Here is a 15,143-nt window from a genome sequence, read left to right on the forward strand (position 1 = left end):
TATCCACGGCACATAATGGACATGCGTCAAAAGGAACTCAGGCTTGCTCTCATATGCTACGGCGGGGTTTCTCTCGCGGTGTATATGCACGGCGTCACAAAAGAGATCTGGCATCTTGCCCGCGCAAGCCGCTGCTTTCATGCGCCGGTGGCAGGTGAGCTGAAGGGAGTAGCCAGTGTCTATCGCGACCTGCTCAAGACGATTGAGCGGGATTGCGGCCTACGGCTGCGTATTCTGCCCGACATTCTGACCGGAGCAAGCGCTGGCGGAATTAATGCGGTGTTCCTTGCGCAGGCGATACAATCGGGCCAATCGCTTGAACCATTGACTGACCTATGGCTCGAAAATGCAGACGTCAGCGAGCTCACCGATCCAGACGCCGAACCTATGTGGCGTTACGCAAAATTCTGGGCGCAACCGATTGCAGACTGGTTTTTGAAGCGGCCCGGCAATGTCGTAAGCGAAAGTGTATCGCCTGAAACCCGGGCAGAGGTTCGCCATAAAGTTTCGCGTTTGGTTCGCGGCAGGTGGTTTAATCCGCCGTTCTCAGGCGACCGTTTTTCAGCGATGCTGTTTGAGGCTCTTGAAAGCATGGCCGCCAGCCATCTTGGCCCTTCTCTGCTGCCAAATGGTCATCCGATCGACCTGTTTGTTACCGCAACCGATTTTCGCGGACACACAGAGATGCTGCGCCTGAATTCTCCCGCGATAGTCGAAGAAACCGAGCACCGCATGCCGATCGCTTTTCGTGCGTTTGTGAATGACGAAAAAAGCAATGCACTGGCTGATCCGCTTGAGCTTGTGACAGCGGCAAGAGCCACTGCCAGTTTCCCGGGCGCATTTCCGCCGCTTATGATTGATGAGATAGACCGGCTTGCCGCCGAAAACGGACGGCATTGGAAAAGCCGCGGAAGCTTCCTGTCGCGCATCATGCCCATGCATGTGCGCGATGGCACCGTTGATAACGTCGCGCTGATTGATGGCTCTGTTCTGGTCAACGCTCCGTTTGGTGCTGCGCTGTCGGTGCTTAACAATCGCGGCTCTCAACGCGAAGTCGATCGCCGGTTCATCTATATCGAACCGCGCCCTGATCGCACCCAATCAGTCGGAGACAAAAGGGATGAACCCGTCGGCTTCTTCGGCGCAATCCTTGGTTCACTATCCACCATTCCCCGCGAACAGCCGATCCGTGATGATCTGGAGCGTATCGAGAAACAGTCGCGCGATGCAGAGCGGCTTCAGCGGATTGTTATGGGATTACGCCCAGAGATCGACCGGGCTGTAGAAAAGCTGTTTGGCCGGACCTTTTTTCTGGACAGCCCCACGCCCAAACGGCTCGCATCGTGGCGGGCCAAGGCACAACACGCGGCGGGTGAACGCGCTGGATATACTTTTGGCGCATATGTTCAGACGAAGTTTACAGCGATCATTGATCGCTTGGCAGAGCTGACCCTGTCCGCCGCGCCGGAGCTGAGTCTCGCAGATAGCGTTCTCATTGCTGAAACCTTTCGGCGCGCTTTGGAAAACGAAGGCCTGGACACACTTGCCGGTGATGAAGGCGGCGCCAATGAGCGCGCAATCGCTTTCTTTCGAGCGCACGATGTCGGATTTAGAATCCGGCGATTGCAGCTGCTCGCTCGCCGGCTTTCGCGGGATTGGGAGATTGACCCGGAAATCCCCGACGACGCTCTCGATCTGGCTCGGGCAAAAATCTACGATATTCTGGGACTTTACAATCGGGCTGATAGCAGCGCGATTGCAATGCAGGATTTTCGGGACTTTGCGCGCCGTGCATTAGAAGACCCTATTGCCGTACTCAATTTTCTTGAGTCCTCTCGGCTGCTGCCTGAGACCGATCTTGAAGCGGAGCGGATGTTGATCGAGGCATTGGAAGCAGTGCCAAAAAGCCTGAAGCGCCGGATGCTTCTGACCTATCTTGGCTTTCCGTTCTATGATGTCGCTACATTGCCCTTGCTGCAAAATGACCGGCTGTCGGAATACAATCCGGTCAAAATCGACAGGATCAGCCCGGACGATGCGCGTTCCATCCGCGAAGGCGGCACACAAGCCACCCTGCGCGGGATCGAATTCTACAATTTCGGTGCGTTTTTCAGCCGCGCATATCGCGAAAACGATTACGTATGGGGGCGGCTGCACGGGGCCGAGCGAATGATTGATCTTGTCACTTCAACCGTTGAAAGCGGCCTGCCACAAACAACCATACGCGAATTCAAGAAAGCCGCGTTCCTCGCCATTATTGACGAGGAATTTGAAGTGGGCCGGTGCGCGTACAGCCTGCTAACGACAATTCGAAGCGAGATTACCGATAGGTTCGGTTGATCAGCCTTCGATGCTGTTCCAGATGGCTCCGACGAAGGCATCGGCGCTTACAAAACCTTCACCGCGATCAAAACCAGCCAGCGGTTTGGCGGCGACCGTTTCTTCAAGTGATTTGCCTTCACTGTGCAGGGTCTCTACCCGGCTCACAGCTTCACCAATCATTGCGCGATAGGCAATCAATTCGGGCTTGTTCGACATCGTCCCGTGGCCCGGTATCACCTTGGTTTCATCATCAATCATCGCGATAACCAGATCAAGCGATCGCATCGCGTTGTAGACATCCCCGCCGGACGCCACATCGATGAACGGATAGCCTGGAATTTTGAAGTAGAGATCGCCCATGTGAATGACGTTCTTTTCCTCCCATATGACCACGCTATCACCGTCGGTGTGGCCGCCGCCAAGAAACATCAAGTTTATCGTATCGCCATTCAGATGAAACCGCATCCCCTGCGCATAGGTGACGACAGGCAGCGCCTCTTTCGGAGATGGCGCCGTAACGCGCGTTCCGCGAGTTTGCTCGGTCGACATGCGCACCCGCACATTGTCATGCGCAAAAATGGTCGCACCTGTTTTGCCGAAATGTTCGTTCCCGCCGGTATGATCGCCATGCCAATGTGTGTTGACGACATATTTGACCGGAGTTGCGCCAATTCCCGCGACAGCGGCCTCGATCTTCCCAGAAAGCGGCGCGAACTGATCATCGATCAAAACGGTTGCGTCATCGCCAAAGCTAAGGCCGATGTTGCCACCCGCCCCGTACAACACCGCCACGCCGGGCGCGACCTGCTCAGTCTTGATCTCGACGTCATCCATGCTGCGCTGCGCGCTGGTTGGCGCGGCCATCAAGGTTGCAGATACAAGTGCGAAAGCGGCAATACGGTTCATAGCGAGAAACTCCTGTTAGGAGCAGGCCTAGGACCAGATTGCCCTTAAGTCGAGCGAACTACGCCCCGAACGCGTCTTTGAGCTTTGAAAAAAAGCCTTTGCTTTCCGGGCATTCATCACCCGTTTCCGTTTCACGGAATTGTTCAAGGATCTCTTTTTGCTGCCGGCTTAGCTTCGTCGGAGTCTCAACCGCAATCTCCACCACCAGATCTCCGCGGCCCCGGCCTTGCAATACGGGCATGCCCGCGCCGCGCACGCGCAACTGCTTGCCAGATTGTATGCCAACCGGAATTTCAACCGTGTTGGTTGAACCGTCGAGATCGGGAATGTCGACACTGCCGCCAAGCGCGGCAGTCGTGAAGCTAACCGGAACGCGGGTGGCCAACGTGGTGCCTTCACGTTCGAATACTGTGTGTGGTTTTACATGGATGAAGATGTAAAGATCGCCGGATGGTGCGCCGCGCTGTCCCGCTTCGCCTTTACCTGACAATCGGATGCGCGTTCCCGTATCGACGCCCGGCGGTATATCCACCTCTAGTTCTTGTGCGCGATCAACGCGCCCCTCTCCGCGGCAATCGCCGCAGGGGTCTTCTATCACTGCGCCGCGGCCGCTGCATGTCGGGCAAGGACGCTCGACAACAAACAGGCCCTGTTTGGCGCGAACAGCCCCTTGGCCGTTACACAGGTTACATGTGCGCTCGCCCGTTCCCGGTGTCGCACCTGATCCCGAACACGTGTCGCAGCTTTGCGAGACTTCGATTTCGATCTTCGTCGATTTGCCTTCAAAAGCCTCTTCGAGAGTGACCTGCATATCATACCGCAAATCTGCGCCGCGGCGTTGCTGCGGACGTCCGCGGCCTGCGCCGCCGCCGCCAAATGCGCTGCCGAAAATCGTCTCGAATATATCGCCTATGTCAGCAAAATCGCCTTGGCCGCCGCCGCCAAATCCGCCGGGACCGCCGCCTCCGCCATTCATGCCTTGAGTATAGGCGTCATGGCCGAAACGATCATAGGCGGCGCGCTTTTGCGGGTCTTTGAGGCATTCATAGGCCTCGTTGCAGGCCTTGAATTTAGCTTCGGCAGATGCGTCACCCGGATTGCGGTCCGGGTGATATTTCATCGCCACTTTGCGATAGGCACCTTTGAGCGCCGATCCATCGGCATCGCGGGACACCTGAAGCAATTCGTAATAATCGGTTTGGGTAGCCATCCGGTCCTCGCCCTTAGTAAAAAACGAACCGCCGCCAGCGCGCGAATGCACTGGCGGCGGAGCGGTTTTCCATCAGGACATCAGTCCTTCTTGTCTTCGTCTACCTCAGAGAACTCGGCATCGACGACATCTTCGTCGGCCTGCTCTTCCGCAGCGCTATCAGCTGCCGCATCCCCGCCTTTAGGGGCTGCGTTGGCCTGCTCCTGTTCATAGATTTGCTGGCCCATTTTCATGGCTGTTTCGGTAAGAGCCTGCGCCTTTGCGTTGATCTCTTCGGCGTCATCACCTTCGAGCGCGGTCTTGGTCGCGGCAAGCGCTTCCTCGACTGCCGATTTGGTGTCGGCATCAATCTTGTCGCCGTGCTCTTCAAGCTGTTTTTCGGTCGCATGGACAAGACTATCTGCTTGGTTGCGCGCTTCTGCGGCTTCCTTGCGCTTTTTGTCTTCGTCTGCGAATTTCTCCGCATCTTGAACCATTTGATCAATGTCGCTGTCCGAAAGACCGCCGGAGGCCTGGATCTTGATTGTCTGCTCTTTGCCGGTACCTTTGTCTTTGGCCGAAACCGAGACAATGCCGTTGGCATCGATATCAAAAGTCACTTCGACTTGCGGAACCCCGCGCGGTGCGGGCGGAATACCGACAAGGTCAAAATTCCCGAGCAGCTTGTTATCGGCCGCCATCTCTCGTTCGCCCTGGAATACCTTAATCGTCACGGCCTGCTGATTGTCTTCAGCGGTCGAATAGGTTTGGGTCTTCTTGGTCGGGATTGTGGTGTTGCGATCAATCATGCGCGTAAAGACACCGCCGAGCGTTTCAATACCCAGAGACAGCGGGGTCACATCAAGCAGCAGAACGTCTTTAACGTCGCCTTGCAGAACGCCTGCCTGAATTGCCGCGCCCATGGCGACGACTTCATCAGGATTCACGCCCGTGTGCGGCTTGGCCTCGAAGAACTTTTCAACGACTTCGCGAACTTTCGGCATACGGGTCATCCCGCCAACCAGGATCACTTCGTCGATTTCGTCCTTTGAAACGCCCGCATCGGCAAGCGCTTTCTTGCACGGCTCGAGAGTACGGTTGATCAAATCACCAACCATTTTTTCGAGGTCAGACCGGCTGATCGTTTCAACCAGGTGCAATGGAGTGGACGAGCCACCTTCCATGCGCGCTGTGATAAACGGCAAGTTGACTTCAGTCGTCGCCGAGCTTGAAAGCTCAATCTTGGCCTTTTCCGCCGCTTCTTTCAGACGTTGAAGAGCGAGCTTGTCGGTCTTCAGATCCATGTTTTCTTTTTTGTTGAACTGCCCTGCGAGCCATTCGACAATCGCATTGTCGAAATCTTCACCACCAAGGAAAGTGTCACCGTTGGTCGATTTCACTTCAAACACGCCGTCACCGATTTCGAGTACGGAGACATCGAAAGTACCGCCGCCAAGGTCATAGACAGCGATGGTTTTACCGTCTTCCTTGTCCATGCCGTATGCGAGTGCAGCCGCCGTAGGCTCGTTGATGATGCGCAGCACCTCTAGACCAGCGATCTGGCCTGCGTCTTTGGTTGCCTGACGTTGGGCATCGTTGAAGTATGCCGGAACGGTGATAACCGCCTGATCAACGGTCTCGCCAAGATAACTCTCGGCGGTTTCCTTCATCTTTTGCAGAATGAAAGCAGAAATTTGGCTGGGCGAGTAATCTTCGCCACCTGCTTTTACCCAAGCATCGCCGTTCTTTCCTTTGACGATCTCGTACGGAACAAGATCCATGTCTTTTTTGGTAAGCGGATCATTGAACGGGCGACCAATCAAACGCTTGATCGCAAAAAGAGTGTTGTCGGGATTGGTCACTGCCTGACGCTTGGCCGGCTGACCGATCAACCGTTCGCCGTCTTTTGTAAAAGCGACGATCGAAGGCGTCGTGCGAGCGCCTTCGGAATTTTCAATTACCTTCGGCTTGCCGCCATCCATTACTGAGACACAGCTGTTGGTCGTGCCGAGGTCAATACCGATTACTTTACCCATTATTTCCCCATCCATTGGACGTTGTTGGACACCGCCTTCGTGCGTTTCCCCGGTGGATCATCCTTTGGGCAAAACGCCTCGGCGGCTCGAATATGATCGGGATATAGGTGCGGTTTTGCTTGGCACAAGAGATTGACCGCACTAGTTTTGAAGTCGTTAGAAGAGGGAACATCACGAATGAATATGGCAACCAAAAGCAGTCACGCGTTTAAGACGATGGTGATTGCGGGCGCATTGGCCGGTACAATCACGCTTACCGCTTGCGCCAGCGAACCAGAAGCTCCGGCCGAAGAAGTCGCTGGCACAATCCCAGGTATGAGCGTGTCGAACGCGCGCATGGTGCTGGGGGCAGTAAAGGGCAATCCGGCCGCCGTTTATTTCGATTTGAAATACGATGCTGATCGCGGGCTGTCGATCCGGCGTGCCGACGTTACCCAAGCGGGAAGCGCGACATTGCACGATTACGGCGAATACGATTTCAAAGTTCAAATGATGGAGGCCCTTCCGATCCCTCTTGCAAAGGGCACAGAGGTGCAATTCAAACCGGGCGGCCTGCACATCATGGCGTTTGACCCTTCTCCCGATCTTAAGCCCGGCGATAAAGCGGAAATAACAATCACAGTTTCAGGCGGCGGAACGCATGTCTTCGAAGCGGAAGTGTTGGCCGCAGGCGATGAACGAGCCGCTGGAACCGGGGACGGCAACTGAGCGACACCGCTCTTACCGACTTGGAAAATGCAAAACTGCCGGCCTGTCCGGTTGGCGGAGAGCGTCATTTAACTCCGGGTGAGGTAAATCTTGCCCGGACTGTTTTTGGCGATGCAATCGACTATGGCTCGGTCAAATTAAAACGCCGCAAATTCTTTCCGTTCCAGCCCAAACGGATCACGATGGCTCCGCGTGGCCATTTGCATTTCCATCCACAGGGACATGCCTATTGCGATGATTTTGCGGATGAAGGATTGGCGCGCCAGGGGCATTTGATCCACGAACTCACTCATGTCTGGCAAACGCAAACGCGCGGCGATTGGTACCTGATCTTCAGACGCCATCCATTTTGTCGCTATGGCTACACTCTAAAACCCGGCCAGCCCTTTGCCGCCTATGGTATTGAGCAACAGGCAGAAATCGTGAAACACGCATTTTGGCTTAGACATGGGGCCCAGGTCGCAGGCGTTGCAGATGGGGATGCATACAAAATGCTCGTAAATTTTGATGGCGCGACGCTGTGACAGATTTTGAATTCGTATTCGTTCTCTACGCGCTTGTTCTTGGCTTATCGATGGTCGAACTGCTCGCCGGTTTTGGCAGGACGATGGAATACAAATTCGCGCGTGACGCCGAAAAGAAAGAATTCCAAATCGGTTGGCTGACACCGCTCCTTGCGATTTTTGTCATGCTCGATTTGATGAGTTTTTGGACCTTTGCGTGGGTCACGCGTGATTTGATCGAGGTGAACTCGCCTACAATTATGGGTGTGACCGCATTTGCCGCCTCATACTATCTCGCGGCGCGGCTTGTTTTTCCGACTGACCCAGAAGCGTTCACAGATCTGGACGTGCATTTTTACCGCGTTCGCCGGGTAGTTTTGGGAATTTTGATTGCTTTGGTCGTTGTGCAATGGAGCTATCTGTTGACTAAGATCGAGCTGGCCCAGCTTGCCTCAAATCCTGTTTCCATCGTCTTTACACTGGTTTTGGTGGGTTTGATGGGGGCAGCGATGATCTGGAAAAAAGATCGCCTGAACATAGCGCTCCTGATCGCTTTGATCGCGCGATATGTATTTATCTATTTGATTTAATCCTTCGCGCTGCATGCCCATGCGCCGATTAAGGCGTTTGCTTGAAGGCCCAGAGCCGATAAGCGGGCCACATAACGACTTCATCGAGAGGAACCGGGATGATCACCCACACGAATGATAATGGCGCCCACATCATCACAATGGATGATGGCAAGGTAAACGCTTTGAACAAGGAAAAGCTGGATGCTTTGGTCGCAAAGCTGGCGGATTGCGCAAAGGATCAGGCGCCGGTCGCGATTTGCGGGCGAAAAGGGATTTTCTCAGCCGGTTTCGATTTGAAAGGGTTTGCGGCCGGGCCAGAGATGGCAACTGCACAATTACAGGCTGGCAAAGATGCGATCCTCGCCATTCTGCGGCACCCCGCCCCGATCATCACGGTGTGCGAAGGTCATGCTTACCCGATGGGCGCATTCCTGATGCTTGCGGCAGATCATGCAATCGGAACCGAAGGTGACTTTGTGACCGGCATGAATGAAAGCGCCATCGGGATGGCTTTGCCGATCTATCCCATGATCCTTGGCGCGGCGCGCCTTAGCCCGCATGGCCGCAAGGCTGTGGCAACATCAGAAATGTTTGATCCGCACGCTGCACACGATGTTGGCTACTTTCAGAATGTCGTCCCTGCCGAGGCGGTAGATGCTACTCTGGCAGCGACGCTCACTCACATGAAAACCTTAAATCCGGGCGCGTTCAACGCCAACAAAACGGCGATGAACGATAAACTGATCAAAGATATCGAAGCCAGCCCGCTGCCCGATTTCGGGTAGCGCCAGCGATCAATCCGGCTTTTTCGCCACGCCCACCATCGCAGGGCGCAAGAGCCGGTTCTTGATCATCCAGCCAGATTGCATCTCTTGAATGACGGTGCCCGGTTCTTTTTCGTCAGTCGGGATTTCCATCATCGCCTGATGCTGGTTTGGATCAAGTGGCATATCCATGGCCGCAATACGTTCGATACCATTTTGCTTGAAGACTTTTTCCAGCTCTCGCTGGGTTGCCTCGATACCAACCACGAGGCCTTTCATCTTTTCGTCTTCGCGCAGGCTTTCGGGGATCGCATCGACTGCACGCGAAAGGTTATCCCACACGCTCAAAACGTCGCGCGCAAATCCGGTTGCGGCATAGTTGCGCGCATCCTGAATATCCTTTTCTGCGCGGCGGCGAACGTTTTGCGTGTCCGCTTTTGCGTAAAGCACTTCCTGCTTGGCTTCATCTAGATCACGCCGAAGTTCCTCAAGCGCCGCGCTGATATCATCAGCGGGCTCATCATCACCGTCAGGATCGTCTGAGAGAAACTCTTCAGGCACACCTTTCAATTCGGCTTTTACATCTTCATTCGCCGCTTCATCGTGCGGCTTTTTGTTGTCGGTCATGTCTTCTGATTTTCCGTTTAAACGATGAGCTTGTCCATCGATCGGCCAAGCGATCTTGCTGTTAAATCAACCATGGGGACCACGCGCGCGTAATTCAACCTTGTAGGGCCAATCACGCCAAGGACACCCACAACTCGTCCTTCCCGGTCGCGATAGGGTGACGCGATGACGGACGATCCCGAAAGCCCAAAGAGCCGGTTTTCGCTGCCGATGAATATCCGTGTCGCATCGGCTTCGCGTGCGCTTTCCAGAATGCTCGCAACGGATTGCTTGTCTTCCAGATCGTCCAGCAATGAACGCACGCGGTCAATGTCGCCCAGCGCCGCCTCATCAAGCAGATTGGCCGCGCCGCGCACGATCAGCACGGGCCGCTCGTTGGCATCTTCGCTCCATACGGCTAGGCCGCGTTCAACCAAATCGCGGCTCGCATCATCTAACTGGGTTTGCCCCGCTGCGATCTCCCCGCGCATCGCCTGCGATGCTTCGGCGAGCGTTCTGCCCGAAAGACGCGATGTGATATAATTCGTCGCCCGGTCAAGCGATCCGGAACTTGCTGGCCCGTCCAGTTGCACGACGCGGTTTTCCACACCGCCATCTTCGCCAACCAAAACAGCAAGCGCCCTTCCCTGACCCAGATCGACAAGATTGAACTGCGCAAGCCTTTGCTCGCGTGTCGGCACCATCACCATTCCCGCAGCGCCAGATAGATCGGAAAGCAGGGCGCTGGCTTGCTGCAAGGCGTGTTCAATGGGGCCGCTTTCCGAAAGGCGTGCTTCGATCTGCGCCCGTTCCTCGCTGGTGGGTTCGGCCACGCGCATCATGCCATCCACAAATATCCGCAACCCTGCATCGGTGGGCAAGCGGCCAGCGCTGGTATGCGGGGCCGCTAGAAGCCCGAGGCTTTCCAGATCAGCCAGGACCGAACGGATCGAAGCCGACGAAAGGTTAAGCGTGCCATCAGCGGCCAGCGCCTTTGATCCAATCGGCTGCCCGCTATCGATGTACCCTTCGACCACGCGCCGGAAAATCTCGCGGGCGCGTTCGGTCAGTTCGGTGATCGGCGGTGAAGACATATCACCTAATTAAGCTGACTGTCGCCATTCGCCAAGCCTTGCGGTGTGATCCGATCCCCTCCACACCGCGCGGCAAGAACGAATCAAACGAAAGCAGGAGTTTTTCAATGCGGCCATCAGGACGCGCGCCAGACGAAATGCGCGCTATCACAATCGAGACCGGATATACCAAACATGCAGAGGGTTCTTGCCTGATCGGTTTTGGAGATACCAAAGTTTTGTGCACCGCATCAGTTGAAGAACGCATTCCGCCGTGGCTTCGCGGTAAAGGCGAAGGCTGGGTCACCGGCGAGTATTCAATGCTCCCCCGCGCAACACACACTCGCGGAAGCCGCGAAGCAGCGCGCGGTAAACAGTCGGGTAGAACGCAGGAAATTCAGCGTTTGATTGGCCGTTCTTTGCGGGCCGTTGTCGATCTCAAAAAGCTGGGAGAACGCCAGATTACACTCGATTGTGACGTAATACAGGCCGATGGCGGAACCCGCACCGCCTCTATTTCGGGCGCTTGGATTGCCCTGCGCCTCGCGGTGAACGGCCTTATGGCATCGGGCGATATCAAAGAGGACCCGATCACGGCTCAGGTCGGTGCAATCTCTTGCGGGATATACAAAGGCACACCTGTCCTCGACCTTGATTACCCGGAAGACAGCGATGCGGATGCGGATGCCAACTTTGTGTTGATTTCGGGGGGCCAGATCGCAGAAGTTCAGGCCACTGCCGAAGGCGCGACCTATGATGAAGAAGGCCTTTTGCGCCTCCTGCGGCTCGCTAATATCGGGTGCGACGGTATCTTCAAAGCGCAATTGGACGCAGTAAAATGACACGCAAACTGGGTGGCGGGTCGCTTGTGATCGCGACCCATAATTCCGGCAAGCTGAAAGAGATTTCAGCGTTGCTTGATCCGTACGGGATGAAATGCATTTCGGCAGGCTCGCTGGGCCTGCCGGAACCCGCTGAAACGGGCACAACCTTTGCCGAGAACGCCTTGATCAAAGCGCGGTCTGCAGCAGAGGCCTCGGGCCTTGCATCGCTTGCAGATGACAGCGGTTTGAGTGTTACCGCATTGGGCAATCGTCCCGGTGTGTACACCGCCGATTGGGCAGAGCGGCAATGGTTCGAGGGGGAACCAGGGCGCGACTGGTATATGGCCATGGGCAAAGTCGAAGGGCTGCTGCAAGAACTTGGCCCCGAGACCGACCGATCAGCGGCCTTTCATTGTGTTCTGGCCATCGCATGGCCAGACGGCGAACACGCCGTTTATCAGGGCAAGTGCCCCGGAAGATTAACCTGGCCACCGCGCGGCAAGCTGGGTTTTGGGTATGATCCAGTCTTCATTCCAGAAGGGCAGGATCAAACATTTGCCGAAATCGATCCGGCACAAAAACACGCGATAAGCCACCGCGCTGATGCATTTGCCAAACTTGTTTCTGATCAATTCGGAACCTGATTAATAGGCGTATTGGCCCACGACATTACCGGGCGGGCTATATCGGCAAACCAGAACATCACGGCCACCACCCGTTGCAATGCCGCAGCCCAGCTTGTCGGTGTTTTTCCAGATTATCTGTGTGTAATGGCCAACATCCTGCCAGCGCCCCGTGCTGCTGACGAATGGGAAATTTCCATGGATGTAGAACTCTTTTTCATCAATCCAGCCAGCGGCCATGCGTTCATAACTAAAGGCGCTGGCCGTTCCCGCCCATAGGTTCTCCCCTTGCCCCTCGCGTGCATTGTTGGGGCTGTGTTCGAACCGACCGCTTGATGCCAGCTCCTGCGCATAGGCCAGAGCCTGCTTGCTCAGTTCGGCATCCAGAACCAGAGCGGGTGTACCGACCTCGGCGCGCGCTGCATTATGATCACGCAGCATCACTTGGAGCATTTGTTCTTGCCGTGTTGATACGGGCGCCGGCGTTGGCGAGGGGGACGGCGTTGCACCGGGAGCAGGCGACGGGCTCGGTGAAGGAGACGGAGAGGGGCTCGCCGATGGCGACGGGCTTGGCGACGTGCTTACCGCGCCAGAGGCATTGCCAGCTGATGACGAACCGGCGCCGCCGCAGCCGCCGAGGGCCATGGCCGTTGATACAATTGCAAATCCTGTTGAGCGGAGGAACCGATAGCGTGTTTTCATGGATTCCCCATCACCTGACCGTGTCTAATACCCCCTGAAAAAACATCCTTAACAGGCCGTAGTCAAAACAGTTTATCCCGGTTTCAAACCCGCTGGTACGAAACCGGTTCTGCAATCCAGCCAAAGTGATGGATTGGCTTTTTGCCGCGGGCATCGCATAGGGTCACCACTGTGGCACGAGCACTTTATATCCATTGGCCCTTTTGCGCGAAGAAATGCCCCTATTGCGATTTCAACTCGCATGTTCGCGAAACTGTGGAAACCAATTCATGGGCAGACGCGCTTGCCGCGGATATGCGCGCAGAGGCGCAGGTCGCCTCTGGTGAGACGCTGACGTCGATCTTTTTCGGCGGAGGTACGCCGTCGCTTATGCCGCCTGCCCTTGTCGGGCAATTGCTGGATCAGGCGAATGCGCTGTGGGGATTTGATCCCGACATCGAAATCACGCTTGAGGCCAATCCTTCATCCGTCGAGGCCGCAAATTTTGCCGCATTGGCAGGCGCAGGGATCAACCGCGTTTCGCTGGGTGTTCAATCGCTAAACGATGAAACGCTGCGATGGCTGGGCCGGCTTCACGGGAGCCAAGAGGCACTGAACGCGCTTGAAACGGCGCAGCGGCACTTCAGCCGCGTGAGCTTCGATCTGATCTATGCTTTGCCGTCACAAACTGTGGCCGATTGGGAAAGCCAGCTGAAGCGCGCGCTGGGCTTTGGCACCTCACACATGTCGCTTTACCAATTGACGATCGAACCCGGCACCCGTTTTGCCACCGATGTCAGACGCGGCGTTTTTAATCCTCTTGATGATGATGAAGCCGCCGAGCTTTTTGCGCTGACGCAGTCGCTGACCGAGGCCGCCGGAATGCCAGCCTATGAAACAAGCAATCACGCGCGCGCCGGTGAGGAAAGCCGCCACAACCTGAGCTATTGGCGGTATCAGGATTACGCGGGAATTGGCCCCGGTGCGCATGGCCGCAGAGGCGGTTTTGCCACCACCCGACATAAAAAACCGGAGAATTATCTAAAAGCCGTGTCTGAGCGCGGTCACGGTATCTCAGAGCAATTGATGTTGCGGCCGCGTGATCAGGCGGCAGAGGCATTGCTGATGGGGCTGCGCCTTGCCGAAGGCGTCGACTTGCAGCAGCTATCCGCGCGGTTTGGGCTGCGAATTGATGATTTGGTCGATCAGGCAAAACTGTTGCAATACCAGACGCTGCAAATGATCACGCGTGAGGGCAATCGAATTGCCGTTGCGCCATCGGGTAGACCGCTGCTTGACGCACTGCTGGGAGAGATCGTCTCCGATGCGCTTGTGCAGGCATGAGCAGCGCGGATATCCTTGGCGCGTGGCATTCCTATCTTAGCGATAGCAAACGTCGCTCACCCCATACCGTTCGCGCTTATTGCTCTGCCGCTCAGCGGATTGTGGCCGCCCGCGATCTATCGACGTTTGACCATGTCGCCGCGCTGGAGGCGCAAGACCTGCGCGCGCATCTTGCCGAGCGGCGCGCCGAGGGCCTTTCCAATGCCAGCGCCGCGCGCGAACTCTCCGCGCTCAAAGCTTTTATTGCCTTTGCGCGCAGTGAAAGCGGTGATCCTGATCCCGCGGCTCCGCGTATGCGAGGTCCCCGGATCAAGAAAGGGCTTCCCCGCCCTGTAACGCCTGATGAAGCGGTCAATATGGCGGACATGGTCGATGGCACCGCCAGCGATGACTGGATCGGCGCCCGTGACCGCGCCGTGCTGCTATTGATGTACGGTTCCGGCCTGCGAATTGCCGAAGCACTTTCACTGAAGGGCGGCGATGTCCCACTGGGCGAGACTCTTCGGGTCACCGGCAAAGGCGGAAAGCAACGCCTTGTCCCGATTTTGCCAATTACGCGCGATGCGGTGGGCGAATATACCAAGTCCTGCCCCTATCCACTTGGTCACAAAGAGCCATTGTTTCGCGGAGCCAAGGGCGGGCCATTATCGCCCGGTATGGTGCAAAAAGCGACAGCCAAAGCGCGCCGCGCGCTTGGACTGCCCGACACTGCCACTCCGCATGCTCTGAGGCATTCTTTTGCCACGCATTTGCTTAGCGCAGGTGCCGATTTGCGGTCGTTGCAGGAATTGCTGGGCCACGCATCGCTGGGATCAACGCAGATTTACACCAAAGTCGATGCGGCAAGCCTGCTGGAGAATTATCGCAATGCGCATCCAAGAGCCAAGAAGCGCTAAGTTTGCTACGGCCAGGGAGTTTTAAAGCCTTTTATTGCCGCGAATATAACGCCTGAATACACGATCATTTTCAGGGTTATCGGCATGTCAGGCTTA

General features: G+C 56.0%; 15 protein-coding genes. 9 read left to right on the forward strand and 6 right to left on the reverse strand.

Annotated features, from left to right (window positions below; genetic code table 11):
- Positions 1–21: 21 nt before the first annotated feature.
- The gene (locus tag FGU71_RS12660) at positions 22–2,340 is read left to right on the forward strand and encodes a patatin-like protein (RefSeq protein WP_142789149.1); all 2,319 of its coding nucleotides are present in this window, start codon (positions 22–24) and stop codon (positions 2,338–2,340) included.
- On the opposite strand, the gene FGU71_RS12665 is transcribed toward FGU71_RS12660, so the two are convergent.
- From FGU71_RS12665 to dnaK, 3 genes are all read right to left on the reverse strand, one after another.
- Positions 2,341–3,228 carry an MBL fold metallo-hydrolase gene (locus FGU71_RS12665; RefSeq protein ID WP_142789150.1) on the reverse strand — a complete coding sequence of 296 codons (888 nt, stop codon included), beginning with the start codon at positions 3,226–3,228 and terminating at the stop codon, positions 2,341–2,343. It abuts the gene before it with no gap.
- A gap of 58 nt (positions 3,229–3,286) precedes the next feature.
- Positions 3,287–4,438 carry a molecular chaperone DnaJ gene (gene dnaJ / locus FGU71_RS12670; RefSeq protein ID WP_142789151.1) on the reverse strand — a complete coding sequence of 384 codons (1,152 nt, stop codon included), beginning with the start codon at positions 4,436–4,438 and terminating at the stop codon, positions 3,287–3,289.
- Between the two features lie 80 nt (positions 4,439–4,518).
- Positions 4,519–6,453 (reverse strand): molecular chaperone DnaK, encoded by a 1,935-nt coding sequence (dnaK, locus tag FGU71_RS12675; RefSeq protein ID WP_142789152.1) that lies wholly within the window; start codon positions 6,451–6,453, stop codon positions 4,519–4,521.
- Positions 6,454–6,630: 177 nt separating this feature from the next.
- Here dnaK and FGU71_RS12680 point away from each other — a divergent pair, with 177 nt between their 5' ends.
- From FGU71_RS12680 to FGU71_RS12695, 4 genes are all read left to right on the forward strand, one after another.
- Positions 6,631–7,161, forward strand: coding sequence for a copper chaperone PCu(A)C (locus FGU71_RS12680; protein WP_234035782.1), 531 nt, complete (start codon positions 6,631–6,633; stop codon positions 7,159–7,161).
- 20 nt (positions 7,162–7,181) lie between these two features.
- Positions 7,182–7,685, forward strand: coding sequence for a vgr related protein (locus tag FGU71_RS12685; RefSeq protein WP_234035783.1), 504 nt, complete (start codon positions 7,182–7,184; stop codon positions 7,683–7,685).
- A complete protein-coding gene (locus FGU71_RS12690) occupies positions 7,682–8,254 on the forward strand; it encodes a hypothetical protein (RefSeq protein ID WP_142789153.1) in 573 nt (190 codons plus the stop codon). Before FGU71_RS12685 ends, FGU71_RS12690 begins: the two co-directional genes overlap by 4 nt.
- A gap of 98 nt (positions 8,255–8,352) precedes the next feature.
- Positions 8,353–9,021 carry a crotonase/enoyl-CoA hydratase family protein gene (locus tag FGU71_RS12695; protein ID WP_142789154.1) on the forward strand — a complete coding sequence of 223 codons (669 nt, stop codon included), beginning with the start codon at positions 8,353–8,355 and terminating at the stop codon, positions 9,019–9,021.
- A 9-nt stretch (positions 9,022–9,030) separates the two neighbouring features.
- Here the strand turns inward: FGU71_RS12695 and grpE are convergent, their stop codons facing one another.
- Both grpE and hrcA read right to left on the reverse strand, forming a co-directional pair.
- Positions 9,031–9,627 carry a nucleotide exchange factor GrpE gene (grpE, locus tag FGU71_RS12700; protein WP_142789155.1) on the reverse strand — a complete coding sequence of 199 codons (597 nt, stop codon included), beginning with the start codon at positions 9,625–9,627 and terminating at the stop codon, positions 9,031–9,033.
- Between the two features lie 17 nt (positions 9,628–9,644).
- The gene (hrcA, locus tag FGU71_RS12705; protein ID WP_142789156.1) at positions 9,645–10,700 is read right to left on the reverse strand and encodes a heat-inducible transcriptional repressor HrcA; all 1,056 of its coding nucleotides are present in this window, start codon (positions 10,698–10,700) and stop codon (positions 9,645–9,647) included.
- A 107-nt stretch (positions 10,701–10,807) separates the two neighbouring features.
- Between hrcA and rph the strand changes: the two genes are divergently transcribed.
- Positions 10,808–11,521, forward strand: a complete 714-nt coding sequence (rph, locus tag FGU71_RS12710) for a ribonuclease PH (protein ID WP_142789157.1) — start codon at positions 10,808–10,810, stop codon at positions 11,519–11,521.
- Positions 11,518–12,147 carry an RdgB/HAM1 family non-canonical purine NTP pyrophosphatase gene (gene rdgB, locus FGU71_RS12715; protein WP_142789158.1) on the forward strand — a complete coding sequence of 210 codons (630 nt, stop codon included), beginning with the start codon at positions 11,518–11,520 and terminating at the stop codon, positions 12,145–12,147. Before rph ends, rdgB begins: the two co-directional genes overlap by 4 nt.
- Here rdgB and FGU71_RS12720 read toward each other — a convergent pair whose 3' ends face one another.
- Complete coding sequence (locus FGU71_RS12720; protein ID WP_142789159.1) at positions 12,148–12,579, reverse strand: CAP family protein; 432 nt, start codon at positions 12,577–12,579, stop codon at positions 12,148–12,150.
- Positions 12,580–12,999: 420 nt separating this feature from the next.
- On the opposite strand from FGU71_RS12720, the gene hemW reads away from it, so the two are divergent.
- Together hemW and FGU71_RS12730 are read left to right on the forward strand one after the other, a co-directional pair.
- Positions 13,000–14,151 carry a radical SAM family heme chaperone HemW gene (hemW, locus tag FGU71_RS12725; protein ID WP_142789160.1) on the forward strand — a complete coding sequence of 384 codons (1,152 nt, stop codon included), beginning with the start codon at positions 13,000–13,002 and terminating at the stop codon, positions 14,149–14,151.
- The gene (locus FGU71_RS12730) at positions 14,148–15,047 is read left to right on the forward strand and encodes a tyrosine recombinase XerC (RefSeq protein ID WP_142789161.1); all 900 of its coding nucleotides are present in this window, start codon (positions 14,148–14,150) and stop codon (positions 15,045–15,047) included. Before hemW ends, FGU71_RS12730 begins: the two co-directional genes overlap by 4 nt.
- The last annotated feature ends 96 nt before the right edge of the window (positions 15,048–15,143 follow it).

This window comes from Erythrobacter insulae (assembly GCF_007004095.1).
Taxonomy (GTDB): domain Bacteria; phylum Pseudomonadota; class Alphaproteobacteria; order Sphingomonadales; family Sphingomonadaceae; genus Erythrobacter; species Erythrobacter insulae.

What these genes read in the sequence shown, in the direction of transcription:
- FGU71_RS12665 (WP_142789150.1), bottom strand. Translation starts at nt 3,228, where the DNA reads ATGAACCGTATTGCCGCTTTCGCACTTGTATCTGCAACCTTGATGGCC.
- dnaK (WP_142789152.1), bottom strand. Translation starts at nt 6,453, where the DNA reads ATGGGTAAAGTAATCGGTATTGACCTCGGCACGACCAACAGCTGTGTC.
- FGU71_RS12730 (WP_142789161.1), top strand. Translation starts at nt 14,148, where the DNA reads ATGAGCAGCGCGGATATCCTTGGCGCGTGGCATTCCTATCTTAGCGAT.
- FGU71_RS12720 (WP_142789159.1), bottom strand. Translation starts at nt 12,579, where the DNA reads ATGCTCCAAGTGATGCTGCGTGATCATAATGCAGCGCGCGCCGAGGTC.
- FGU71_RS12660 (WP_142789149.1), top strand. Translation starts at nt 22, where the DNA reads ATGCGTCAAAAGGAACTCAGGCTTGCTCTCATATGCTACGGCGGGGTT.
- hrcA (WP_142789156.1), bottom strand. Translation starts at nt 10,700, where the DNA reads ATGTCTTCACCGCCGATCACCGAACTGACCGAACGCGCCCGCGAGATT.
- FGU71_RS12680 (WP_234035782.1), top strand. Translation starts at nt 6,631, where the DNA reads ATGAATATGGCAACCAAAAGCAGTCACGCGTTTAAGACGATGGTGATT.
- dnaJ (WP_142789151.1), bottom strand. Translation starts at nt 4,438, where the DNA reads ATGGCTACCCAAACCGATTATTACGAATTGCTTCAGGTGTCCCGCGAT.
- grpE (WP_142789155.1), bottom strand. Translation starts at nt 9,627, where the DNA reads ATGACCGACAACAAAAAGCCGCACGATGAAGCGGCGAATGAAGATGTA.
- FGU71_RS12695 (WP_142789154.1), top strand. Translation starts at nt 8,353, where the DNA reads ATGATCACCCACACGAATGATAATGGCGCCCACATCATCACAATGGAT.
- rph (WP_142789157.1), top strand. Translation starts at nt 10,808, where the DNA reads ATGCGGCCATCAGGACGCGCGCCAGACGAAATGCGCGCTATCACAATC.
- rdgB (WP_142789158.1), top strand. Translation starts at nt 11,518, where the DNA reads ATGACACGCAAACTGGGTGGCGGGTCGCTTGTGATCGCGACCCATAAT.